Origin of the sequence: Litchfieldella rifensis (assembly GCF_042646605.1) — a bacterium.
Classification (GTDB): Bacteria; Pseudomonadota; Gammaproteobacteria; order Pseudomonadales; family Halomonadaceae; genus Litchfieldella; species Litchfieldella rifensis.
In genome coordinates this window covers 349747-372093 of record NZ_JBHRUG010000048.1, presented here as the reverse complement: position 1 = coordinate 372093, position 22347 = coordinate 349747, and the positions used below count along the sequence as shown (strand labels likewise).

19 protein-coding genes are annotated in these 22347 nt (G+C 64.0%); 9 read left to right on the top strand and 10 right to left on the bottom strand.

Annotated features, from left to right (window positions below):
* Window positions 1–14 precede the first annotated feature (14 nt).
* Together ACFOEV_RS21380 and ACFOEV_RS21375 are read right to left on the bottom strand one after the other, a co-directional pair.
* Window positions 15–1406 carry a uracil-xanthine permease family protein gene (locus tag ACFOEV_RS21380; RefSeq protein WP_386776945.1) on the bottom strand — a complete coding sequence of 464 codons (1392 nt, stop codon included), beginning with the start codon at window positions 1404–1406 and terminating at the stop codon, window positions 15–17.
* Window positions 1407–1645: 239 nt separating this feature from the next.
* On the bottom strand, window positions 1646–2392 hold the full coding sequence (locus tag ACFOEV_RS21375) for a TIGR01458 family HAD-type hydrolase (RefSeq protein ID WP_386776943.1): 747 nt from the start codon (window positions 2390–2392) through the stop codon (window positions 1646–1648).
* A gap of 141 nt (window positions 2393–2533) precedes the next feature.
* Between ACFOEV_RS21375 and ACFOEV_RS21370 the strand changes: the two genes are divergently transcribed.
* The 4 genes from ACFOEV_RS21370 to ACFOEV_RS21355 all read left to right on the top strand — a co-directional run bounded on the left by ACFOEV_RS21370 (window position 2534) and on the right by ACFOEV_RS21355 (window position 5373).
* Entirely contained in the window at window positions 2534–3133 is a 600-nt protein-coding gene (locus ACFOEV_RS21370; protein ID WP_386776941.1) for an ABC transporter ATP-binding protein, read from the top strand.
* Window positions 3130–3942, top strand: a complete 813-nt coding sequence (locus ACFOEV_RS21365) for an ABC transporter permease (RefSeq protein ID WP_386776938.1) — start codon at window positions 3130–3132, stop codon at window positions 3940–3942. Before ACFOEV_RS21370 ends, ACFOEV_RS21365 begins: the two co-directional genes overlap by 4 nt.
* The gene (locus tag ACFOEV_RS21360) at window positions 3939–4901 is read left to right on the top strand and encodes an arsenic resistance protein (RefSeq protein ID WP_386776936.1); all 963 of its coding nucleotides are present in this window, start codon (window positions 3939–3941) and stop codon (window positions 4899–4901) included. The genes ACFOEV_RS21365 and ACFOEV_RS21360 overlap by 4 nt, the downstream gene beginning before the upstream one ends.
* 73 nt (window positions 4902–4974) lie before the next feature.
* Window positions 4975–5373 carry a RidA family protein gene (locus ACFOEV_RS21355; protein ID WP_386776934.1) on the top strand — a complete coding sequence of 133 codons (399 nt, stop codon included), beginning with the start codon at window positions 4975–4977 and terminating at the stop codon, window positions 5371–5373.
* 102 nt (window positions 5374–5475) lie between these two features.
* On the opposite strand, the gene pdxR is transcribed toward ACFOEV_RS21355, so the two are convergent.
* Complete coding sequence (pdxR, locus tag ACFOEV_RS21350; protein WP_386776932.1) at window positions 5476–6987, bottom strand: MocR-like pyridoxine biosynthesis transcription factor PdxR; 1512 nt, start codon at window positions 6985–6987, stop codon at window positions 5476–5478.
* Window positions 6988–7071: 84 nt separating this feature from the next.
* Here pdxR and ACFOEV_RS21345 point away from each other — a divergent pair, with 84 nt between their 5' ends.
* Genes ACFOEV_RS21345 through ACFOEV_RS21335 form a run of 3 tightly spaced genes read left to right on the top strand, consistent with a single transcriptional unit; the run spans window position 7072 to window position 8884 of the window.
* The gene (locus tag ACFOEV_RS21345; protein WP_386776930.1) at window positions 7072–7545 is read left to right on the top strand and encodes a GNAT family N-acetyltransferase; all 474 of its coding nucleotides are present in this window, start codon (window positions 7072–7074) and stop codon (window positions 7543–7545) included.
* On the top strand, window positions 7542–8273 hold the full coding sequence (locus ACFOEV_RS21340) for a GNAT family N-acetyltransferase (protein WP_386776928.1): 732 nt from the start codon (window positions 7542–7544) through the stop codon (window positions 8271–8273). The genes ACFOEV_RS21345 and ACFOEV_RS21340 overlap by 4 nt, the downstream gene beginning before the upstream one ends.
* Window positions 8270–8884, top strand: a complete 615-nt coding sequence (locus ACFOEV_RS21335; protein ID WP_386776926.1) for an FMN-binding negative transcriptional regulator — start codon at window positions 8270–8272, stop codon at window positions 8882–8884. The genes ACFOEV_RS21340 and ACFOEV_RS21335 overlap by 4 nt, the downstream gene beginning before the upstream one ends.
* A gap of 107 nt (window positions 8885–8991) precedes the next feature.
* Here the strand turns inward: ACFOEV_RS21335 and ACFOEV_RS21330 are convergent, their stop codons facing one another.
* From ACFOEV_RS21330 to ACFOEV_RS21305, 6 genes are all read right to left on the bottom strand, one after another.
* Window positions 8992–10599: an SLC13 family permease gene (locus ACFOEV_RS21330; RefSeq protein WP_386776924.1), complete on the bottom strand. Its 1608-nt coding sequence runs from the start codon at window positions 10597–10599 to the stop codon at window positions 8992–8994.
* A gap of 114 nt (window positions 10600–10713) precedes the next feature.
* Entirely contained in the window at window positions 10714–12822 is a 2109-nt protein-coding gene (gene lpdA, locus ACFOEV_RS21325; protein WP_386776922.1) for a dihydrolipoyl dehydrogenase, read from the bottom strand.
* Window positions 12823–12834: 12 nt separating this feature from the next.
* Window positions 12835–14085 (bottom strand): dihydrolipoyllysine-residue acetyltransferase, encoded by a 1251-nt coding sequence (gene aceF, locus ACFOEV_RS21320; protein WP_386776920.1) that lies wholly within the window; start codon window positions 14083–14085, stop codon window positions 12835–12837.
* Between the two features lie 17 nt (window positions 14086–14102).
* A complete protein-coding gene (gene aceE, locus ACFOEV_RS21315) occupies window positions 14103–16772 on the bottom strand; it encodes a pyruvate dehydrogenase (acetyl-transferring), homodimeric type (protein ID WP_386776918.1) in 2670 nt (889 codons plus the stop codon).
* 36 nt (window positions 16773–16808) lie between these two features.
* The gene (locus tag ACFOEV_RS21310; RefSeq protein ID WP_386776916.1) at window positions 16809–19079 is read right to left on the bottom strand and encodes an NADP-dependent malic enzyme; all 2271 of its coding nucleotides are present in this window, start codon (window positions 19077–19079) and stop codon (window positions 16809–16811) included.
* Between the two features lie 179 nt (window positions 19080–19258).
* Window positions 19259–19393 (bottom strand): hypothetical protein, encoded by a 135-nt coding sequence (locus tag ACFOEV_RS21305; RefSeq protein ID WP_386776914.1) that lies wholly within the window; start codon window positions 19391–19393, stop codon window positions 19259–19261.
* 181 nt (window positions 19394–19574) lie between these two features.
* Between ACFOEV_RS21305 and ACFOEV_RS21300 the strand changes: the two genes are divergently transcribed.
* Window positions 19575–19769, top strand: a complete 195-nt coding sequence (locus ACFOEV_RS21300) for a hypothetical protein (RefSeq protein ID WP_386776912.1) — start codon at window positions 19575–19577, stop codon at window positions 19767–19769.
* Between the two features lie 3 nt (window positions 19770–19772).
* Here the strand turns inward: ACFOEV_RS21300 and ACFOEV_RS21295 are convergent, their stop codons facing one another.
* Window positions 19773–20693, bottom strand: a complete 921-nt coding sequence (locus ACFOEV_RS21295) for a LysR family transcriptional regulator (protein WP_386776910.1) — start codon at window positions 20691–20693, stop codon at window positions 19773–19775.
* Window positions 20694–20875: 182 nt separating this feature from the next.
* Here ACFOEV_RS21295 and ACFOEV_RS21290 point away from each other — a divergent pair, with 182 nt between their 5' ends.
* Window positions 20876–22219 carry an aspartate aminotransferase family protein gene (locus ACFOEV_RS21290; RefSeq protein WP_386776908.1) on the top strand — a complete coding sequence of 448 codons (1344 nt, stop codon included), beginning with the start codon at window positions 20876–20878 and terminating at the stop codon, window positions 22217–22219.
* The last annotated feature ends 128 nt before the right edge of the window (window positions 22220–22347 follow it).

Here is a 22347-nt window from a genome sequence, read left to right as displayed (position 1 = left end):
TGGGTGGCAGGCATTCAAGACAGGTGACGTTCAGACTCCAGAGCCGATGTGTCTTCGTTCATCTTTTCCGCCATCGATTCCCGCTCCGTGGCTTCGTCAGCCAGCGTCACACGCGGCAGCACCAGGTTGAGAATGAAAGCGGTAAAGGCAGCGACGACGATCGGCGAACCGCCTACCACCAGTTGGACCCATTCGGGGAACCGTGAGATGGATTCGGGGGCGGCGTAGATGCCGAGACTCAACGCCAATGACAGGCTGGCAATGGTCATGTTGCGCGACGACATCTCGTCCTTGGTGAGCAGTTGAATGCCGGTCATGGTGATCATGCCGAACACGATGACCGTGGCGCCCCCCAGCACCGGATAGGGAATGGTAGTCATCACCGCACCGAACTTGGGAATCAGACCGGCGACGAGCATGAACACCGCGGCCAGTGCCAGCACATAGCGACTGACCACCTTGGTCATGGCCACGATGCCGACATTCTGGCTATAGGAGGACGTCGGTAGCGCCCCGAACAACGACCCGACGGCGGTGCAGGCCCCATTGCCCAGCAAGCCGCCGGACAACTCCCGGGTGTTCAGTTCCCGGTTCATGCCACCGACCGAGGTCGCCGAAAGATCGCCGATGGTCTGCACGGAGTTGATCACACAGATGATCACCATGGAAATGATCGCCGCGGTGTGAAACTCCAATTCGAAGGGCATCAGACGCGGCGCCGTGAACCAGGGGGCCTCGCGCACGGGGTCGAAGTCCACCATGCCAAGGGACAAGGACAGCCCATAGCCCACCGCAATGCCGCAGATGATGGCCGCCAGCTTGAGGAACCCACGCGCGAACTGGGAGATGAGCAGCACCACACCCAGGGTGACCAGGGCCACGAGCCAGTGGGACGGCTCACCGTAATCGGCACTGCTGACGCCACCGGCCATGTAATTGATGGCGATGTCGTATAGCGACAGGCCGATCACCAGCACCACGGTGCCCGCCACCACCGGAGGAAAGAGGTGACGGATGCGCTGGATGTAGAGCCCGACCAGCATCATGGTGATGCCTCCCACCAATTGGGCCCCGAGGATGCCACTAAGGCCATACTGCGCCCCCACGGCGGTCAGCGTCGGCACATAGGCGAATCCGACGCCGAAGATCGTGGGCAGACGCGCCCCGATGCGGCGCAGGCCATAGAGCTGGATCAGGGTGGAGATCCCGGAGGCCATCAGCGAGATCTGGATCAGGGTCATCATCTCGGCCGAGGAGGCGCCTACTGCCCCAACCACGATGATCGGCACGGTCACCGTTCCCATGATCATGGCCAGGATGTGCTGTAGCGAGAGGGGCACGGCCTTGCTTAGCGGCGGCTTGCCGTGGAAGTCGAAGACGGATGGGGTGTTGTGAGTTTCGCGCATGAGGACCTAGTGTTGGCTGTTTTTGTGTATACAAAAACAGGCTGATATAAACACAACACTATTGCAACTTATAGTCGACATAACTGTATACGATAATAGAAAGTACTTGAGCGCCGCTCATCAGGCCTGGTCCAACGGTACTCACAGATGCAGCCGCTGAGTGAGAAAGTGGCCGCTTTTCGCGAATGGCTTCTCGACGAGCTGGCGGGTCGTGGGACGCCGGGATCCTGACGAGAGACTTAGGAGAGAGTCGCAACCAGTTCTGCCAGGCTGGTGGCAGCTCTTGCTCCGGGTGCCCGGTTCTCATCCCCTTCCCGATACTTGCCACTCTTGACCAGACAGCCCTGCAGCCCTGCCGCCATGGCGGCGGCAACATCCGCCTCGGCGTCATCGCCGACCATCAGGGCGTCGGCCGCCTCTACCCCCACATCCTCCAGTACGGCGCGAAAGAAGTCGCCCGCGGGTTTGCCGAGGATAATCGCCCGGGTATCGGCCGCGTACTCCAGAGCCTTGACGAAGGGGCCGGCATCCAGATGCAGGCGACCCTGGCGACGGAAGTAACGGTTGGTCCCCACGGCGAGCAGAGGGGCCCCGTCCTGCAGCAACTGGAAAGCGTCATCCAGATGCGCATAGTCGAAACGCCGCTCGGCATCGCATACTACCACCGCGTTGGGATCGTGCCGGTCGAGCTCCTCGAATTCCGGGATGAGGTTGTCGTGGATCAACAGATAGGGCCGCAGGCGATGCTGTTGAAGGTAGCCCTTCACAGCCCCCGGTGCGGTGAAAATCTGCTGACGCTCCACGGCAAACCCCATCTCCAGCAATTCCGCATAGACGGTGGCTGCGGTCTTGCGCGACGTATTGGTCACGAAACGCAGGGCCATATCGGAAGCCTGCAATCGCTGCACCGCCTCCACGGCGCCGGGCAGCGGGACGGCATCCTCGTGAAGGACGCCACTGATATCGAGCAAAACGGCCTGGGGCATATCCATCCTCCCTCCTGCTCTCCCTTATGCTAGACCACCAGGAGTCTGCCGACCGGTGCCACAGGAGGTGGAGCGTTTATAGATCATGATCATCCGATATATGCTGGACGACCAACCACGCCCCGCACATGAGGTGGCGACTTGAACACCACCCTGCGACTCGACCAGGTTTCCATCGGCGCCCTCGATAGCGTCTCCCTCACCATCGCTCCGGGCGAGATCGTGTGCCTGTCGGGCCCCAGCGGTTCCGGCAAGAGTCGCTTGCTGCGCGCCATCGCCGACCTGGAGCCGCATGGCGGCGAAGTCTGGCTGGGCGATCGTCGGCAGTCGCGGATCAAGGGCCACCAGTGGCGAGGCCTGGTCATGCTGGTGCCGTCGGAGAGCCAGTGGTGGTCGGAGCGCGTCGGTGAACACTTTGGTGAGCCTGCATACGACGACTTGGCCGCGCTGGGGTTCGAGGAAACGACGCTCGACTGGCAAGTGGGACGACTATCGTCAGGCGAGAAGCAACGACTTGCCTTGCTGCGTGCGCTGTCCCGCTCGCCCCACGCGCTGCTGCTGGACGAGCCCACCGCCAATCTCGATGATGCCGCGACCCAGCGCTGCGAGGCCTGGCTGTGCAAGCAAGCCAAACGCCATGACTTGCCGGTGCTGTGGGTCGCCCACGATACCCGACAGATCGACCGCGTCGGCGACCGCCACTACCGTATCCGTGACACGCATCTGGAGGCCATCACATGAAAGTGATCGATCTGGCCTGGTGGCAACTGGGTCTCACCGCACTGATGGTGGTGGCGCTGGCCGGCTGTACTCATCTGGCCCGCCTGGAAGTCGGCCGAAGCCTGTTGATCGCCGCCACCCGCACCGTGCTCCAACTGGCGTTGATCGGCCTGGTACTGGAGGCACTGTTTGCGGCCTCCCGCCTTCACTGGGTAGCGCTGATGGCACTGGCCATGCTGTTGATCGCCGGCCGCGAGGTGATGGCCCGCCAGAAGCGTCGCCTGCTCGGCGGCTGGGCCTTCGGCATCGGCACCCTGTCGATGTTCCTGTCGTCCTTCACCGTCACGGTGCTGACGCTGACCGCGATCATCGGTCCCGACCCCTGGTACACCCCGCAATATGCCATCCCGCTGCTGGGCATGATGCTCGGCAACACCATGAACGGCGTGGCGCTGTCCCTGGACCGTCTCACCGACACCGTCTGGCAGCAACGCGCAGTGATCGACAACCGCCTGATGCTGGGGCAGAGCTGGCGCGAGGCGGTCGGCGACATCCGCCGCGAGGCCATGCGCAGCGGCATGATCCCGACCATCAACGCCATGGCGGCAGCCGGGGTGGTCAGCCTGCCGGGCATGATGACCGGCCAGATCCTCGCCGGTAGCCCACCCTCCGTGGCGGTGAAATACCAGATCCTGGTGATGTTCACTATCACCGTGGGCACCGGCTTCGGCACCCTGGCCGCCGTCGCCGCAGGCAGCCGACGGATGTTCGACGAGCGCGAGCGGTTGCGCCTCGACCGCCTGAGCCTTCCGCAGGGCAGGGGCACATGACCCGCCAGTCGCTGGAGCGTTACCAGGTAGCGATCTACCTGCTGGCGATACTCTTCGGCCTCGTCGGCGGCGCCCTGCTGCCCGAGGCACGCCCCTTCAGCGAGCCGCTACTGTGGCCGATCCTGGGCCTGCTGCTGTATGCCACTTTCACGCAGATCCCCTTGGCCAGGCTCCCCGAGGCGCTGGGCGATCGCCGCTTCCTCATCGCCGCGGTGCTCGGCAACTTCGTGATCCTGCCCGTCGTGGTGTGGGGGCTGGTGCAATTGGCCCCGCAGGATCCCGCTATCCGCCTGGGTATCCTGCTGGTGTTGCTGGTACCCTGCACCGACTGGTTCATCGCCTTCACGCAACTCGGTGGTGGCGATGGCCGTCATGCCATCGCCTTTGCGCCGCTGAGCCTGCTGTTGCAGCTCCTGCTGCTGCCCTTCTATCTGTGGCTGTTCTTCGAGCGCGACCTGACCATTGGCCTCGCCAGCCGTGAGCTACTGCTGGCCTTCGTCAGCCTGATCCTGTTGCCGTTGCTGGCCGCCGGCCTGACCCAGGCCTGGAGCGCACGGCACACGCCGGCAATGCGCCTGCTGGATGCCCTTGGCTGGTTTCCCGTGCCGCTGTTGGCCGTGGTAGTCCTGCTGATTGCCGTGTCGCAGGTCAATACCGTGGTCGACTCCGCTCACTGGCTGGCCTGGGTGGCGCCGCTGTTCATCGCTTTCCTGCTGCTTGCCGCTCTGCTGGCCCGTGTGCTCGCGGGGGCGTTTCGATTACCGACGACACAGGCACGGGTGCTGGCCTTCAGCTTCGGCACCCGCAACTCGTTCGTGGTACTGCCCATCGCCCTGGCCCTCCCCACCGCCTTCGAACTGACCGCGGTGGTCATCGTGATGCAATCGCTGGTGGAGCTGTTGGGCATGGCCGTATTCCTATGGTGGGTACCGCGATATCTCTTTCCGCTCTCCACGTAAGCTCCTGGCATGCAATGAGCGCGATCGGCAGCGACTACACTAACGGGTATCGCACAAGCAGGAGAACGTCTGTATGCCAGATTATCGCAACGACCCCACCCTGCCCGCCCCGGCCTTCCCCGGTAGCCACTTGGTGCTGGATGACGACTATGTGTTCGCTTCCGGGCTGGCGGCAGCCGATATCCAGGGCGGCGAGACCGTGATCGGCGATGTCGGCGAGGAAACCCGTTGGATAATGCGCCAACTCCAACGCCTACTGGAGGCAGCGGACTGCCGCCTCGATGACGTGGTACGTGTCGACGTGCACCTGGCCGACCTGGACGAGATCGATATCATGAATGCAGCCTATGTCGAATTCTTCGAGGAGGATCGCTACCCCGCCCGCACCTGCACCGAATCCCCCAAGCTGTTCGGCGACAGCCGGGTCGAGATCACGCTGATGGCGCGGCGGCCCACCCCTCGGAACGATTGACGTCGTCTTGTCGGCGAGGCCTTATGGGTCGGGCTTAACCTCCTCCATGGAATAGGAGTATCGAGTCCCGCCCGATGCCGTGTTGATTCGCGGCTGAACGAGTCAGGGCTCCCCTTCCAGTGCCAGCCATTCGCGCGCCAACCAGCGTCCGGCACGCTCGATCTCGTCTTCACGCGCTCCGGCATAGCCCAGTACCAAGCCGGGGCGGCCCGGTTGACGCAGGTAATAACGCGAGAGCGGTGAGAGCGTGACGTCCTGCTCGGCGGCGTGGGCCACCAATGTCCTCTCGGTTTTCAGGTCGTCGAGCCAAGCTACCAGATGCATGCCAGCCTGACCCTCGGAAAGCGTCAGGCCACGTGCTACTGCCGGCGCCAGAGCCTCGCGCAATCGAGACTGTCGCTGGCGATAGCAATCCCGCATGCGCCGCACATGGCGCGAGAAATGCCCTTGGGCGATGAACTCGGCCAGTGCCGCCTGTACCGGATACTGCCCTTCGCGATGCAGGCGAGCATTGGCGCGTCGGAAAGGCGCTACCAAAGGCTCGGGCAGCACCAGATAGCCTAACCGCAGCCCCGGATAGAGCACCTTGCTGAAGGTGCCGACATAGATGACACGAGCCCCGTCGACCAGCCCTTGCAAGGCGGCGATGGGGCGTTGGCCATAGCGGAATTCACTGTCGTAGTCATCCTCGACGATCCAGGCGCGGTGTCGCTCGGCAGCTTCTATCAACGCCAGACGCCGTTCCAGACTCATCGTAACACCGCTGGGATACTGGTGAGAGGGCGTGACATGGATCAACCTGGGCGACGCCCCTCCGGCGGGGACGCTCTCGACGCTCATGCCCTCGGCATCCACCGGAACCGGTTCCACTTCGAAGCCTGCCGCACTGAAACAGGCCTGGGCACCGCTGTAGCCAGGTTCCTCGACCCAGACCCGGTCACCGACATCGCCGAGCATCCGCGCCAGCAGCTCGAACCCATGCTGGGCACCCTGAACGATCAGGACTTGCTCGGGCCGACAAAGCACCGAACGCGATAGCCGCAGATAATCGCACAGCGCCTCGCGCAGCGCCGGCACCCCACCCTGGGCCTGGTAATCCAGCCATTGGGTGGGAGCCGTGTGCAGATGGCGGCGCAACAGGCGTTGCCAGAGCTCGTGGGGAAAGCGGTCCAGCGCCGGCACACCGGGCGCGAAGGCGCCGAAGCGATCGTCGAGGGTGGCGCAGAATTCAAGCAGCTGTATACCGCGCGTTGATAGCTCGGCCTCACCCACTTCAGCCTGGCCGGCTGCTGGACTCGTCTCGCGACACTGACTCGCCACGGCCTCGAACGCCACATCCGCGATGAAGGTGCCGGCACCGGGGCGGCTCTCCAGGAACCCTTCAGCGATCAATTGGTCGACGGCGGCCAACACGGTATTGCGACCCAGGCCCAGTTCGCGAGCCAGGCGGCGCGAGGACGGCAGCCGCTGACCACTGACCAGGCGTCCCTCCTGTATCCAGTTGCGCAGGGTTCGGTAAACACGTTGCGCAAGTGGCGCCGACGACGGCTTGGCCAGCTCGAGCCCCAGCGCTTCGATCGTCCAGTCCACCTCGACGCTCATAACCGGTTCCATGATTTCTCCAGGAATTGGCTCTTATCCAGGAACCAATATGCCGCCAAACTGGGCGGGTGTCACCCCCCCCAGGAGGACCTTCCCATGTCAGTGCGTCATGCCAAGCTGAGCGATATCGAAGCCCTCGGTGAACTGCTCGACGGCTACCGAGTGTTCTACGGCCAACCTTCGGACCCCGCCGGCGCGCGCCATTTCCTGGCACGTCGCCTGGGGTTGGGCGACTCCCATCTGCTGGTCTACGAGGACGAAGGGAGTGATCTGCTGGGTTTCGTGCAGCTCTATCCGCTTTTCTCCACCGTACGCCTGGCCCCGTTATGGCTGCTCAACGACCTTTTCGTTGCGTCCCACGCGCGCCAACGTGGCATTGGCCGGGCACTGATGACCGCCGCCCGCGACCTGGCTCTGGACAACGGGGTCAGGCAGCTGAAGCTGGCCACCCAGATCGAGAATCATGCCGCCCAACGGTTGTACGAGTCGCTGGGCTGGCGGCGAGATACGGTGTTCCATCACTATGCGCTGACGGTGGACGGCAAGGTCCTCGAGGAGTGTTCCCCATGACGGAAACGAACGCCTACGGCCAACCCGTTGGCAAGCAGGTAGCGGACTGGCGAGGCGCCGTCTTCCCCGAACCCGAGCCCCTGTCGGGACGTCTGGTACGGGTCGAGCCGCTCGACGTCGACCGCCACGCCAACGACCTGCATGCGGCCTTTCTCGAACCGAGCGCTACGCCCGGCGAGGGCCTGGAGGAACGTTGGACCTACCTGGGCGGTCGCCCTTTCGAGAATACCGCCCAATACCGCGACTGGCTGGTCGGACGTGCGGCCAGTCGCGATCCAAGCTTCTATGCCATCGTCGAGAATGGTAGCGGACAGGCGCTGGGCGTGGCCGCCTACCTACGTATCGACCCCGAACAGGGCTCGATCGAGGTCGGCCACCTGCACTTCACGCCGCGCCTCAAGCGCACCCCAGCCGCCACCGAGGCGATGATGCTGATGATGCGTCATGCCTTCGCGCTCGGCTACCGGCGCTACGAATGGAAGTGCGACGCGCTCAATGCTCCCTCGCGGCGCGCCGCCGAGCGACTGGGTTTCCGCTTCGAAGGGATCTTCCGCCAGCATCGTGTGGTGGCTGGGCGCAATCGCGATACCGCCTGGTTCTCGATACTCGACCGCGAATGGCCCGCGCGGGAGAACGCCTTCACTCGCTGGCTGTCACCGGACAACTTCGATGACCGCGGCCGCCAGCGCACGGCGCTCTCCACCTTGACCCATGAGGTTTTGACATGACGCACATTCCACCCTCCATGGCGATGCGCCAGGAACAAGCTCTCGCTCTCATCGAAGAATTCAGCTTTGGTGTCCTCGTCAGTGAGGGACTACAGGCCACCCATCTGCCCTTCCTGCTGAATCGCAATGAAGGGGAGCATGGCACTCTGTACGGCCACCTCGCCCGGGCCAATCCTCATTGGAGAGGCCTGGACGGTCAGAGAGTGCTGACGATCTTCAACGGCCCCCATGCCTATATCTCTCCCACCTGGTATGCCCAGAAACCGGCGGTGCCGACCTGGAACTACGCGGTCGTACACATCGAGGGCACGCTCGAACTGCTCGATTCGTCTGTCACGCACGAGATCCTCGATAAGACGCTGGCCAAGTACGAACCCGCACTACTCGACGATCCCGAGACGTTGAGCGATGCCTTGCGGGACAAACTGCTTCCCGCCATCGTCGGCTTCAGGATTCGTATCCACGAGATCCACGGCAAGGCCAAACTCGGCCAGCATCGATCGCAGGAAGACCAGGCCGGCGTTGCCGCTGGGCTGTGCGACAGCAACAACCCGCAGGCCCGGCAGCTTTGGCGTTATATGCAATCCATTTCACTGGATACCGAGGAGTAGGGCTTATCACACCTCACTTCGGCTAGGGCAAAGTCGGTGGATCGGCGACTGTGCGAGCGTTGCCAGGCGGTGTTCATGGCGGCGCGGCACCGCCCACCGCCGGGGGATCAGAATTGCAGTCCGAGGGCGAAGCCGCCGAGCATATAGCAGAAGGCGGTGATCAAGACGATCCCGATGACGTTGAGAATGACCCCACCACGCGCCATCTGGCCGATGGTGACCGCGCCGGTGCCGAAGACGATAGCGTTCGGCGGCGTGCCGACCGGCAGCATGAAGGCGCAGGTCGCGGCGAAGGCCGCCGGGATGAGCAGCGTCATCGCGTCGGCGCCGATGCCGACCGCGACGCCCCCTAGGACGGGGATGAAGGTCGCGGCCGTCGCCGTGTTGCTGGTCACCTCCGTGAGGAAAAGCACGATCGTGGTCACGGCGGCGACCAGCAGCACGATCGGCAACACCTGCAACCCGGTAATTTGCTCGCCGAACCAGCCGTCCAGGCCGGTCGCTGCCACCGCGCCGGCGAGGCTCAGACCACCGCCGAACAGCAGCAATACGCCCCAGGGCAGCCCGTCCTCGGCATCCTGCCAGTTCAGAACCGCCTCGTTCCGGCCTCTCCCGGGCAGGATGAACATCGCGATGCCGGCGGCGACGGCGATGGCGGTGTCGTTGAGCTCACCGAGCGGCCCCAGCCGCTCACCCACCCCCGGGATATTGGCCAGCAGCCCGGGCACGACCCACAGGAACGCCGCCGAGCAGAAGACGATTGTCACCATCTTCTCGCCCTGACTGAACGGGCCGAGCTTGTGGATCTCGCCGTCGATCATCTCCTTGCCACCGGGAATTTCCGCGACCTTGAACCGGTAGAGCACACGGGTCATCAGCACCCAGCCCACCAGAATGAAGGTAAGGCCCAGCGGCACGCCGAGCAGCATCCACTCGAGGAAGCCGATGGTACGGCCCAGCTCATCAGCGGCGTAGCCGGCGACAATGGCATTCGGCGGGCTACCGAGTAGGGTACCGAGGCCGCCCATGCTCGCCGACCAGGCGATCGCGAGGAGCAGGCAAACACCGAACCGCTGGATGTTGTCGTCGAAGATGAAGTCCACGTGGCCGGCCCGGTGGTGGTCGTGCGCGTGGCCTGCGGGGTCGTGGCCGGGGGCGACCGTTTCCGCGGACTCGCCGCTACGCTCCGCCACCAGACGGAGCACGGACAGCCCGATCGGCAGCATCATCAGCGTCGTCGCGGTGTTCGAGACCCACATCGACAGGAAGCCCGTGGCGAGCATCATGCCGAGCACGATCCGCTTGGGCTCGACCCCGACCCGAGCGAGCGTCAACAGCGCGATCCGGCGGTGAAGGTTCCACTTCTCCATCGCGATGGCAATCAAGAAGCCGCCGAGGAAAAGAAACACGATGGAGCTGGCGTAGGGCGCCGTGGCCTCACCCACGGTGCGCGCCGTCAACATCGGGATCAACACGATCGGCAAAAGAGCCGTAGCCGAAAGCGGGATCGCCTCGGTCATCCACCAGATTGCCATCAGGGTGGCGATCGTCGCGACCCAGCGCGCGTCCGACGACAGTCCCTCGGAGAACCCCATGGCGATCCACACCACCAACGCCACGATCAACCCGAAGGCGCGCAGGCCCCACGTCATTTTCGCGGATCGCCCGCCGGATGAATCATCGTGCCCTTCTTGCTGGCGAGGTTGTTCGGCCATTTTTATGTCCTCCCCCGTTGTTTGCCTTCATTGATGGTCAGCAGTTCCAGGTTGACGGCTGATGTCGGGCAGTAGCCTGAGCACGGCGGCATCAGCAGCCCGCTGGTATCCTCCCTATCGCTTCTTCTGCGGCGGCAGATCGGTGCACACCCCTTCGAACAGCTCGGCGGCCATGCCGACCGATTCGCCCAGGGTCGGGTGAGGATGGATGGTCTTGCCGATGTCGACCGGGTCGCAACCCATCTCGATGGCCAGGCACAGTTCGCTGATCAGATCCCCCGCCTGGGTGCCAACGATGGCGCCACCGATGATGCGATGGGTCTCCTCGTCGAAGATCAACTTGGTGAAACCTTCGTCGCGGCCGTTGGCGATGGCCCGACCGGAGGCTGCCCAGGGGAATACCGCCTTGCCGTAGTTGATGCCCTCGGCCTTGCATTCGGTCTCGGTCTTGCCGGCCCAGGCGACTTCCGGATCGGTGTAGGCCACCGAGGGGATCTGGCGGGCATCGAGGAAGCTCTTGTGCCCGGCGGCGGCCTCGGCGGCGACATGCGCCTCGTGGACCGCCTTGTGGGCCAGCATCGGCTGGCCGATGATGTCGCCGATGGCGAAGATGTGCCCGACGTTGGTGCGCATCTGCTTGTCGGTGGCGATGAAGCCGCGTTCGTCGACCGCCACGCCGGCGTTCTCGGCACCGATCTTGTGGCCGTTGGGGCTGCGCCCGACCGATTGCAGGATCATGTCATACAGCTGCGGCTCGGCGGGGGCGTTGTCGCCCTCGAAGCTGACCTTGAGGCCGTTCTTCTGGGCTTTCACGGCGGTGGTCCGGGTCTTGAGCATCACCCTGTCGAAGCGCGGCGTGTTGACCTTCTCCCAGACCTTGACCAGATCGCGGTCGGCACCGGTCATCAGCCCGTCGAGCATCTCGACCACGTCGATGCGCGTGCCCAGGGTGGAGTAGACCGTGGCCATCTCCAGGCCGATGATGCCGCCGCCGATGACCAGCATGCGCTTGGGGAGGGAGGTCAGTTCCAGGGCGCCGGTGGAGTCGACCACCCGCGGATCGTCGGGAATGAAGGGCAGTGTCACCGACTGCGAACCGGCGGCGATGATGCACTTGCCGAACCTCACCACCTGCTTGTCGCCGGTCTGCTCCTGGCCGTCGCCGCGGGTCAGGGCAACTTCCAGGTGATGCGGGTCGAGGAAGGTCCCGACCCCGCGGACAACGTCGACCTTGCGTGCCTTGGCCATGCCGGCCAGCCCCCCGGTGAGCTTGCCGACGACCTGTTCCTTCCAGCCGCGCAGCTTGTCGAGGTCGATTTTCGGCTTGCCGAAGGCAATGCCGTGATCGGCCATGGCAGTGGCCGCGTCGGTGACCGCCGCGACATGCAGCAGCGCCTTGGAGGGGATGCAGCCGACGTTCAGGCACACCCCGCCGAGGCTGGCATAGCGCTCCACCAGCACGGTCTTCATCCCCAGGTCGGCGGCCCGGAAGGCGGCCGAGTAGCCGCCCGGCCCGGCGCCGAGCACCAGCATCTCGCACTCGAGATCGGCGCCGCCGGTATAGCTAGCCGCCGTAGGCGCAGGGGCAGCTGCCCGCTCCTGCGCACCCTGGGCGGGAGCGGGTGGGGCTGCATGGGCCGCCCCTTCCGCTTCCAGCACCAGAATCGCCGAGCCTTCCGAGACCCTGTCGCCAACTGACAGCAGCACTTCGGCGACCTTGCCCGCCTTGGGCGCGGGCACGTCCATGGAGGCCTTGTCGGACTCCACGGTGATCAGCGGGTCCTCGGCACGGATCGTATCGCCGGGTCGCACCAGCACTTCGATCACCGGGACGTCCTTGAAATCGCCGATGTCCGGCACCCGAACCTCTTCCAGGCTGCCACCGCCATAACCCCCGCCGGCATCACCGGGCGCCGCTGAGCCAACCCCTTTTTCATGCACCGCGGGATGCGGGTCGCGGCCGGCCACCCGGGAGCCGGTCTCGGCCGGTTCCAGCAGCAGAATGGTCGAGCCTTCGGAGACCTTGTCCCCTTCCTTGACCTTGAGCTCTCCGACCGTGCCCGACACCGGGGACGGCACGTCCATGGAGGCCTTGTCGGTCTCCAGGGTGATCAGCGGGGTTTCGATGTCGATCGCTTGGCCCGGCTTGACCAGCACCTCGATGATCTCGACGTCCTTGAAATCGCCGATATCGGGCACCTTGACTTCGATTGCATTGGCCATGTCGTCGATTCCTCACATGATGATGCGCCGCATGTCGGCGAGCAGGTTGGCGAAATGGACGTTGAAACGGGCCGCGGCGGCGCCGTCGATCACCCGGTGATCCCAGGACAACGACAGGGGCAGCATGAACCGCCAGTCCGACTGCTTGCCGTCCGGCGAGACCTGCTTCCAGAAGGAGCGACACACGCCCATGATGGCCACTTCGGGGGCATTGATGATGGGCGTGAAATACAGCCCGCCGATCCCGCCGAGCGAGGAGATGGTGAAACAGCCGCCCTGCATCTGGTCGGGCTTGAGCTTGCCGTCGCGGGCCAGCTTGGCCAGCGCCCCCATTTCCTGGGCGATCTCGACCACGCCTTTCTGGTCCGCATCGCGGATCACCGGTACCACCAGGCCGTTGGGCGTGTCGGCGGCGAAGCCGATGTGGTAGTACTGCTTGAGGATCAGTTGGTCGCCGTCCAGCGAGGCGTTGAACTCGGGGAACTGCTTCAAGGAGGCGACCGCGGCCTTGATCATGAACGCCAGCATGCTGACCTTGATACCCGCCTTCTCGTTGGCCTTGTTGAACTGCACCCGGAAGGCCTCCAGGTCGGTGATGTCGGCCTCGTCGTGGTTGGTGACGTGGGGAATCCTCACCCAGTTGCGATGCAGGTTGGCGCCGGAGATCTTCTTGATGCGCGACAGCGGCTGGGTCTCCACCGGACCGAACTTGCTGAAGTCGACCTTGGGCCAGGGCAGCAGATCCATGCCCTCCCCGGCGGTCGGAGCGCCGGCCGTGGCCGCCGTCGGGGTGCCACCCTTGGCGAAGGCCTGGATGTCCTCCTTGGTGACCCGGCCCTTGAGGCCGGTCGGCGGCACTCGGGTCAAATCCACCTCCAGTTCGCGGGCCACGCGGCGAGCCGAGGGACTGGCGTGAACCCGGCTGAAATCCGCAATCTGGCCGGTCGACGGTGCGCTGGAGGGGGCAGCCGCCGGTTGCGGTGTCTTCGCTTCTTCCCTGGCGGGAGCCGCGGTCTTTTCTCCCTCTCCGCTCTCCAGCAGCAGTATCGGGCTGCCCTCGGAGACCGTGTCACCGACCTTGACCTTGACCTCCTGGATGGTGCCGGCCTGGGGGGCGGGCACGTCCATCGAGGCCTTGTCGGACTCCACGGTGATCAGCGGGTCCTCGACCTGCACGCTGTCGCCGGCCTGGACGTGGATTTCGATGATCGGGACATCGGTGAAGTCGCCGATGTCCGGTACCTTGATTTCTTGGATGGCCACTGTTCTTCTCCTCCGGCTCAGGCGTACAGGGGGTTGGGCTTTTCGGGGTCGATGCCGTATTTGGCGATGGCGTCCCGCACCTTGCCGCTCTTGAGCTTGCCCTCGTCGACCAGGGCCTGCAGCGCGGCCAGGGTGACGTAATGACGATCCACCTCGAAGTGGCGGCGCAGGGCCCGGCGGCTGTCGGAGCGGCCGAAGCCGTCGGTGCCCAGCACCTCGTAACGCCGCGGCACGAAGGGCCGAATCTGTTCGGCGAACAGCCGGATGTAGTCGGTGGAGGCGATGACCGGTCCTTCGGTACCTTCCAGGCACTCTTCGACATGGCTCTTGCGCGGACTCTCCCCGGGATGCAGCCGGTTCCAGCGCTTGACAGCGTGGCCGTCGCGGGCCAGTTCGTTGAAGCTCGGGCAACTCCAGACGTCGGCCGCCACGCCCCAGTCGTCGCGCAGCAGGTCCACCGCGGCGATGACCTCGTTGAGGATGCTGCCACAGCCCAGCAGCTGCACCCGAGGCCCCTTGCCCTTGCCCTCGGCCTTGCTGAACCGATACATGCCCTTGATGATGTCCTCTTCGACCCCGTCGGGCAGTGCCGGGTGGTGGTAGTTCTCGTTCAGGGTGGTGATGTAGTAGAAGACGTTCTCCTGGTCCTCGTACATGCGTTTGAGGCCGTCGCGCACGATCACCGCCACCTCGTAGTGGAAGGTGGGGTCATAGGCCATGCAGTTGGGGATGAACTGGGCGAATAGCTGGCTGTGCCCGTCCTGGTGTTGCAGCCCTTCGCCGTTCAGGGTGGTGCGCCCCGAGGTGCCACCGATCAGGAAACCCCGCGCCAGCATGTCACCGGCCGCCCAGGCCAGGTCGCCGATGCGCTGGAAGCCGAACATGGAGTAGTAGACGTAGAACGGGATCATGGTGACCCCGTGGTTGCTGTACGACGTGGCCACGGCGATCCACGACGACATGGCCCCGTCCTCGTTGATGCCTTCCTGCAGGATCTGGCCTTTCTGGTCCTCCCGGTAGGGCATGATCTCCTCGGCGTCCATGGGCACGTACTTCTGCCCTTCGGGAGCGTAGATCCCGATCTGCCGGAACATGCCCTCCATGCCGAAGGTGCGCGACTCGTCGGCGACGATCGGGGTCAGCCGCGGCCCCAGGGTCTTGTCCCGGGCCAGGGAGACCATGATGCGCACCATGGCCATGGTGGTGGACATGGTGCGCTCGCCGGTATCCGCCAGCACCTGCTTGAACATGTCCAGGGGGGGCGCCTCGAGCACATCACCGTTGCGCCGTCGCTGGGGCAGGTAGCCCCCGAGCGCCTTGCGCTGCTCGTGCAGGAACTGCATCTCGGCGCTGTCCTCGGGGGGCTTGAAGAACGCCGCCTTGGTGACCTGTTCGTCACTGAAGGGCAGGTCGAAGCGCTTGTGAAAGTACCTGAGATGATCCTCGCCCAGTTTCTTCTTCTGGTGGGTGATGTTCTGACCCTCGCCGCCCTCGCCCATGCCGTAGCCCTTGACGGTCTTCATCAGCAGCACCGAGGGCTTGTCGCTGGTGTTGACCGCCGCGTGATAGGCCGCGTAGACCTTCTGCGGGTCGTGGCCACCGCGGACCAGCTTGTAGTAGATGTCGTCGTCCGACAGGTGCGCGACCATTTCCTTGAGTTCCGGATACTTGCCGAAGAAGTGCTCGCGGATGTAGCCGCCGCCCTTGACCTTGAAGTTCTGGTACTCGCCGTCGATGCATTCCTCCATGCGCTGGCGCAATAGCCCCTTGGTGTCCTTGGCCAGCAGCTCGTCCCAGCCCGACCCCCACAGGCACTTGATGACGTTCCACCCCGCGCCCCGGAAGTTGCCTTCCAGTTCCTGGATGATCTTGCTGTTGCCACGCACAGGACCGTCCAGACGCTGCAGATTGCAGTTGATCACGAAGATCAGATTGTCCAGCTTCTCCCGGTTGGCCAGGGCGATGGCACCCTGGGACTGGGGCTCGTCCATCTCGCCGTCACCCAGAAACGCCCAGACCTTGCGCCCTTCAGTGTCGGCCAGCCCCCGGTGGTGGAGGTACTTCATGAACCGGGCCTGATAGATGGCCATGATCGGCGCCAGACCCATGGACACGGTGGAGACCTGCCAGAAGTCGGGCATCAGATAGGGGTGGGGATAGGAGGAGAGCCCCTTGCCGTCCACTTCCAGACGGAAGTTCTCCATCTGCTCCTCGGTGAGCCGTCCCTCCAGAAACGCCCGTGCGTAGATACCCGGAGCGCAATGGCCCTGCACGTAGATGATGTCTCCGCCATGATTGTCGGTGGGGGCTTGCCAGAAGTAATTGAAGCCCACCTCGTACATCACTGCCGAGGACTGGTAGCTGGCGATATGCCCCCCGGGTTCGGCGGGTTTCTTGTTGGCGCGCACCACCATGGCCATGGCGTTCCAGCGCAGGTAGGCGGTCAGCCGCTGCAGCAAGGCCGCGTCGCCGGGCAGCTTGGCCTCCTTGTGGGGCGGTATGGTGTTCAGATACGGCGTGCGGGTCGTGTCCGGCGGCTCGGCGCCGGCCCCGTAGGCTTCTTCCACCGCCTTGTGCAGCAGGTAGGTGGCTCGCTCGGGCCCCACCCGCTCCACCACCACGTCGACGGCTTCCTGCCACTCCCGGGTTTCCTGTGGATCGAAGTCGTTGTAGTTTTCGAAGGCCATGGATCGTCTCCCTTGGTTGGGTCGGAGTTGTTTTCGTTATCGATCGGTCTGTGCCTCGACCACGGCGAAGGCGCTCATGTTGGCGATACCCCGTGCGGTGACCGTGCGGTTGAGCACATGAACCGGCTTGGCGGCCCCCAGGAGAATGGGCCCCACGGACACGCCGTTGCCCAGTACCTTCAGGGCGGTAAAGGCGATGTTCGCCGCGTCCAGATTGGGCATGATCAACAGATTGGCCTCGCCGTCGAGGAGCGAGTCGGGCAGGATGCGCCCGCGCACGCCCGTGGACAGCGCCGAGTCGGCTTGCATTTCGCCATCCACCACCAGATCCGGTGCGCGTTCCCGGATCAGCGCCAATGCCTGGCGCATCTTCCCGGCACTGTCGAAGTCGGAACTGCCGAAATTGGAGTGGGAGACCAGGGCGGCGCGAGGAGTGATGCCGAAGCGGCGAATCTGCTCCGCGGCCAGCAGGGTGATCTCGGCGATCTGACCGGCATCGGGATCGTAATTGACGAAGGGATCGGCAATGAACAGGGTGGCCCGTTCGAGGATCAGCAGTTGCAGGGCGGCAGGCGTGCTGACGCCCTCGCGCAGGCCGATGACGTCCAGCACCGAGTCCAGGTGCTCGTGGTAGGTGCCCACCGGACCGGCGATCATGGCGTCAACCTCGCCCCGGCGCAGCAGCAGCGAGGCCAGGATGGTGGTCCGGCTCCGTACTCGCTTCTCGGCAGCCTCCGGATGGACACCACGCCGCCCCATCAGCTTGTGGTACTCGCTGGCCAGTTCGGCATAGCCGGGATAGTCCTGCGAGTCGATCAGCTCGAAATCGACGCCGGGCCTCACCGGCAGGCCCAATTCCTCGATACGGGCCTCGATGATCGCACGGCGGCCGATCAGTACGGGTTTGGCATAGTGCTGACTGACGCAGACCTCCATGGCGCGGAGGACGCGCTCGTCCTCGCCTTCGGCGTACAGCAAGCGGAGTGGATTCTGTCCAGCCCGCTCGAACACCGGTTCCATCACATTGCCGGAGCGGTATACCAGTCGTGACAGCGAGCGGGTATAGGCGTCCAGGTCCGCGATGGGACGAGCGGCCACACCGCTGTCCATGGCGGCCTTGGCCACCGCCGGCGGGATGGTGTCGATCAGGCGCGGGTCGAAGGGTTTGGGCAGAATGTACTCCGGGCCGAAGGTCAGCGCCTGTCCGCCATAGGCCACCGCCACCGTTTCCGGCACCGTAGTGGTCGCCATGTCGGCGATGGCCTTGACCGTGGCCAGTTTCATCTCCTCGTTGATGGTGGTGGCGCCGCAGTCCAGGGCGCCCCGGAAGATGAACGGAAAGCACAGGACGTTGTTGACCTGGTTGGGGTAGTCCGAGCGTCCGGTGGCGATCACCGCATCCGGGCGTACCGCCTTGGCGTCCTCCGGCATGATTTCCGGGGTGGGGTTGGCCATGGCCAGGATCAGTGGGCGATCGGCCATGGTCGCCACCATCTCCGGCTTGAGGGCGCCCCCGGCCGAGAGACCCAAGAACACGTCGGCTCCGTTGACGGCATCGGCCAGGGTGCGGGCCTCGGTCCGGGCCGCGTAGCGCGCCTTGTAGGGATCCATGTCCTCGATACGGTCGGTGTGGATCACGCCACTGCGGTCGCAGACCAGAATGTTGTCCTGGCGAACCCCCAGGGCCACCGCCAGGTCCAGACAGGCCAGGGCCGCCGCGCCCGCGCCGTTGCAGACCAGGCGGATGTCGCCGAGCGCCTTGCCCACCACCCGCAGGCCGTTGAGCAGGGCGGCCCCCGAGACGATGGCGGTGCCGTGCTGGTCGTCGTGGAAGACCGGGATCTTCATCCGCTCGCGCAGGCGCCGCTCGATCTCGAAGCATTCCGGTGCCTTGATGTCTTCCAGATTGATGCCGCCGAAGGTGGCCTCCAGACCGGCGACGATCTCGATCAGCTTATCCGGGTCGCGCTCCTCGATCTCGATGTCGAACACGTCCACGTCGGCGAACTTCTTGAACAGCACGGCCTTGCCTTCCATGACCGGCTTGGAGGCCAGGGCGCCGATGCTACCCAGCCCCAGCACCGCCGTGCCGTTGCTGACCACAGCCACCAGATTACCGCGGGCGGTGTACTCGGCCGCCTGCAGGGGGTCGCGTTCGATCTCTTCGCAGGCCGCGGCCACGCCGGGCGAATAGGCCAGGGACAGATCCCGCTGGCTGGCCATGGGCTTGATGGCCTGGATCGCCAGCTTGCCGGGGCGGGGGAACCGATGGTACTGCAAGGCGCTGTCGCGCAAATCGTCAGCCATGTGCTTTGCCTCTTCTCGCTTTCACTCGCGGCGACAGAGGCATCGATGACCGCTTTACCGATCGCCTTCTCGAACTGCTGCCAGACCGGTTCACTGGCCGAGCCACAATTCCCTTTACGCCGCACTCGGCTCAATAAGCCTATTAGGCAATATAGGAGACATTGACGATAGACGGACGGTCAGCGGCGATTGGCTGCCACGGCCTTGTCGTCGACGCCCCAGGCGTTGAGGTGACGTTTCGCATGGTGGTTCTCCTGAATGCGGTTGTGATGGTGAACGTCGCGCGTCTCGTGGGACGCATCGACCCTCAGCATTCAGCAATCACCGCGCCGAAATGAAAAATATTATTTATTACCAATAACTTATGCGAGAACCCTGCAACTTTAGTCGCAATGGTCGCGATCGGGATTGGCTGGATACTTGCACATTTCGGCGGGTCGGGTATGCGGATTCCCACACACTGACGGAAGGGACTCTCATCGCACCGTTGATTCTGTGGAACGCCGGGGGGGTGCCTTCGTGGTCAGCACCCTGGCACTCGGCGTCGCCGAGGGGGATATCAAGAAACTGCTGTACATCCCGCTGGCCATCGCCTGCTGGGTATCCCCGGTGATTGGCCTGCTCTATGCCCAGTTCGGCCTATTTTCGCCCCGCTCAGTCTTGCCGGGCGGGGCGTCTAACAGTGGGTAGAACTTATCCCTTCACTAGACGCTCGAGTTCCTCGAGATAGCTTTCCAGCACCAGGTTGGGCGGGGCTCCCTTGCGGGTGATGGCGCTGTAATGGGTGAGATAGTGCCACCTGACAGGGTTCAGGGCGCGCATCCGGCCGTCGCGCACCCACCTATCGGCATAGTGAGTCGGCAGGTAACCGATATAACGGTCGGACAGGATCAGGAAGGCGATACCTTCCCGATCGGTGGCTGTGGCGGCAGACTTGAGGGACTCATGCTGTGCCTTGATCTCTGGCGTCTGAGCATAGGCGGGTATCACGGCGTCGCAGTTCGCCAACTGTTCCTCCGTCACTCCCTCGGCGTCGAACAGGGGATGACCGGAGGCGCAATACAGCTGCGACGTTTCCTCGTATAGCGAGAGGTAATTCAGCCCGGACAAGGTCTTGAGGGCTGGTACCACACCGGTATGCAGGCGCCCATCGAGCACAGCCAGCTCGATGTCACTGGGCGGTATCATGCGGATGTTGATGCGCACATCCGGACCGCGCTCCTTGAGCGCGCTGAGCGCATTGGTGATATGCATTTGGGGCATGGTCACCAGGTTGTCGGTGATGCCGATATTGAGCTCGCCCTTGAGCCAGGCATGTAGGCTGTTGACCCGGGTGCGGAAACCTTCCACCGAGGCCAGCAGCTGTTGTGTGGCCTCATAGACCTCGGAGCCTTCATCGGTCAAGGCAAAGCCACTTCGCCCTCGCTGACATAACCGAAGACCGAGCCGCGTCTCCAGGTCGTTCATCGCCATACTGATAGCGGCCCGGCTGATATTCAGCTCCACCTCGGCGGCAGAGAAGCCACCGCACTCCACCACCTTTTTATAGATCCTCAGCAAACGTAGGTCGGCATCGCCCAGTTGGCCCGTCAAAGCCTCCTTGCGGAGTGGCATCGGTCTTTCCTCCTCCTGGATGCAGCTCTGCTCCGAGGATAGCCTCGAAGATGAAGTAAGTTAAGCGCTGGCTTGCATGAGATTAAATAATTCTAGATTTAACTTACTGGTAGCCGGGTCTAGCATGCCTCTACAGAACCACCAACAATAGTAAAAGCAATGTCTACAGAGGGTGTGCTGCCATGTCAGATCAAGAATTCCCACGGACTGCTGGTCTGAGCCCGGAGCAGCTCGATGCCTACTGGATGCCCTATACCGGTAACCGCCAGTTCAAGCGCGACCCACGGATCATCGTCGGCGCAGAGGGTAGCTACTTCACCGACGCCGATGGCCGCCGCATCTACGACGGCCTCTCCGGCCTGTGGACCTGTGGTGCAGGTCATTGCCGCCCGGAAATCACTGAGGCGGTTAGCCGTCAACTCGCCGAGCTGGACTACGCACCGGCGTTCCAGTACGGCCACCCTAAGGCCTTCGAGCTGGCTCACCGTATCCGTGGGCTAACGCCGCAGGGACTGGACTACGTGTTCTTCACCGGCTCCGGCTCAGAGAGTGCCGACACCTCGCTGAAGATCGCCCGCGCCTACTGGCGCAAGAAGGGCAAGCCAACCAAGACCAAGCTGATTGGCCGCTCCAAGGGCTATCACGGCGTCAACTTCGGTGGCTTCAGCCTGGGCGGTATCGGGGCCAACCGCACCATCTTCGGCCAGGGTGTCGATGCCGACCACCTGCCCCATACCCTGCTGAAGGAAAACGCCTTCACCAAGGGCATGCCCGAGCGTGGCGCCGAGCGGGCCGAGGAGCTGCTGGAACTGATCGCGCTGCACGACGCCTCCAACATCGCCGCGGTGATCGTCGAGCCCCTGGCTGGATCGGCCGGGGTGATCCCGCCGCCCAAGGGCTATCTGCAACGGCTACGCGAGATCTGCGACCAGCACGAGATCCTGCTGATCTTCGACGAGGTGATCACCGGTTTCGGGCGCATGGGTTCCATGACCGGCGCCGAGGAATTCGGCGTGGTGCCGGACATCCTCAACGTCGCCAAGCAGCTGACCAATGGTGCGATGCCCATGGGCGGGGTCATCGTCCAGAGCGATATCTATCACACCTTCATGGAGCAAGGTGGCGCCGACTATATGCTGGAGCTGCCCCATGGTTACACCTACTCGGGGCACCCAGTGGCCTGTGCCGCAGCGCTAGCCGCCCTGGATGTGCTCGAGAACGATCGCCTGATCGATCGCGTGCGGGAGATGGGTCCGGTCTTCGAGGAAGCACTGCACGGCCTCAAGGGCACTCGCTATATCAGTGACATCCGCAACTACGGACTCGCCGGCGCCCTGCAGATCGAGCCCTACCCCGGCGAACCGGCCCGCCGCCCCTTTGAAATCGCCATGAAGTGCTGGGAGAAGGGATTCTACGTACGCTACGGCGGCGACACCATCCAACTCGGTCTGCCTTTCATCGTCGAGCGCGACGAGATTGACCGCCTTGTCAATGTTATTGGCGATGCCATTGGCGAACTGGACTGAACAAATGTCTGCGCGGGTGAATCGCTGCGTTACGCGCTGCTCGCAATCCTCACCTATACCCCATAGGCTCTGGTTGCTGCGCTGCGGGCGCCTCTGCGGTTCATTCGGGGGCGCCTAGCCCGCTCGCC

Bases quoted from the DNA above. Each gene is read 5' to 3' on its own strand.
- ACFOEV_RS21380 (WP_386776945.1), bottom strand. From the start codon at position 1,406: ATGCGCGAAACTCACAACACCCCATCCGTCTTCGACTTCCACGGCAAG.
- ACFOEV_RS21375 (WP_386776943.1), bottom strand. From the start codon at position 2,392: ATGCCCCAGGCCGTTTTGCTCGATATCAGTGGCGTCCTTCACGAGGAT.
- ACFOEV_RS21365 (WP_386776938.1), top strand. From the start codon at position 3,130: ATGAAAGTGATCGATCTGGCCTGGTGGCAACTGGGTCTCACCGCACTG.
- ACFOEV_RS21360 (WP_386776936.1), top strand. From the start codon at position 3,939: ATGACCCGCCAGTCGCTGGAGCGTTACCAGGTAGCGATCTACCTGCTG.
- ACFOEV_RS21355 (WP_386776934.1), top strand. From the start codon at position 4,975: ATGCCAGATTATCGCAACGACCCCACCCTGCCCGCCCCGGCCTTCCCC.
- pdxR (WP_386776932.1), bottom strand. From the start codon at position 6,987: ATGGAACCGGTTATGAGCGTCGAGGTGGACTGGACGATCGAAGCGCTG.
- ACFOEV_RS21345 (WP_386776930.1), top strand. From the start codon at position 7,072: ATGTCAGTGCGTCATGCCAAGCTGAGCGATATCGAAGCCCTCGGTGAA.
- ACFOEV_RS21340 (WP_386776928.1), top strand. From the start codon at position 7,542: ATGACGGAAACGAACGCCTACGGCCAACCCGTTGGCAAGCAGGTAGCG.
- ACFOEV_RS21335 (WP_386776926.1), top strand. From the start codon at position 8,270: ATGACGCACATTCCACCCTCCATGGCGATGCGCCAGGAACAAGCTCTC.
- ACFOEV_RS21330 (WP_386776924.1), bottom strand. From the start codon at position 10,599: ATGGCCGAACAACCTCGCCAGCAAGAAGGGCACGATGATTCATCCGGC.
- lpdA (WP_386776922.1), bottom strand. From the start codon at position 12,822: ATGGCCAATGCAATCGAAGTCAAGGTGCCCGATATCGGCGATTTCAAG.
- aceE (WP_386776918.1), bottom strand. From the start codon at position 16,772: ATGGCCTTCGAAAACTACAACGACTTCGATCCACAGGAAACCCGGGAG.
- ACFOEV_RS21310 (WP_386776916.1), bottom strand. From the start codon at position 19,079: ATGGCTGACGATTTGCGCGACAGCGCCTTGCAGTACCATCGGTTCCCC.
- ACFOEV_RS21305 (WP_386776914.1), bottom strand. From the start codon at position 19,393: ATGCTGAGGGTCGATGCGTCCCACGAGACGCGCGACGTTCACCATCAC.
- ACFOEV_RS21295 (WP_386776910.1), bottom strand. From the start codon at position 20,693: ATGCCACTCCGCAAGGAGGCTTTGACGGGCCAACTGGGCGATGCCGAC.
- ACFOEV_RS21290 (WP_386776908.1), top strand. From the start codon at position 20,876: ATGTCAGATCAAGAATTCCCACGGACTGCTGGTCTGAGCCCGGAGCAG.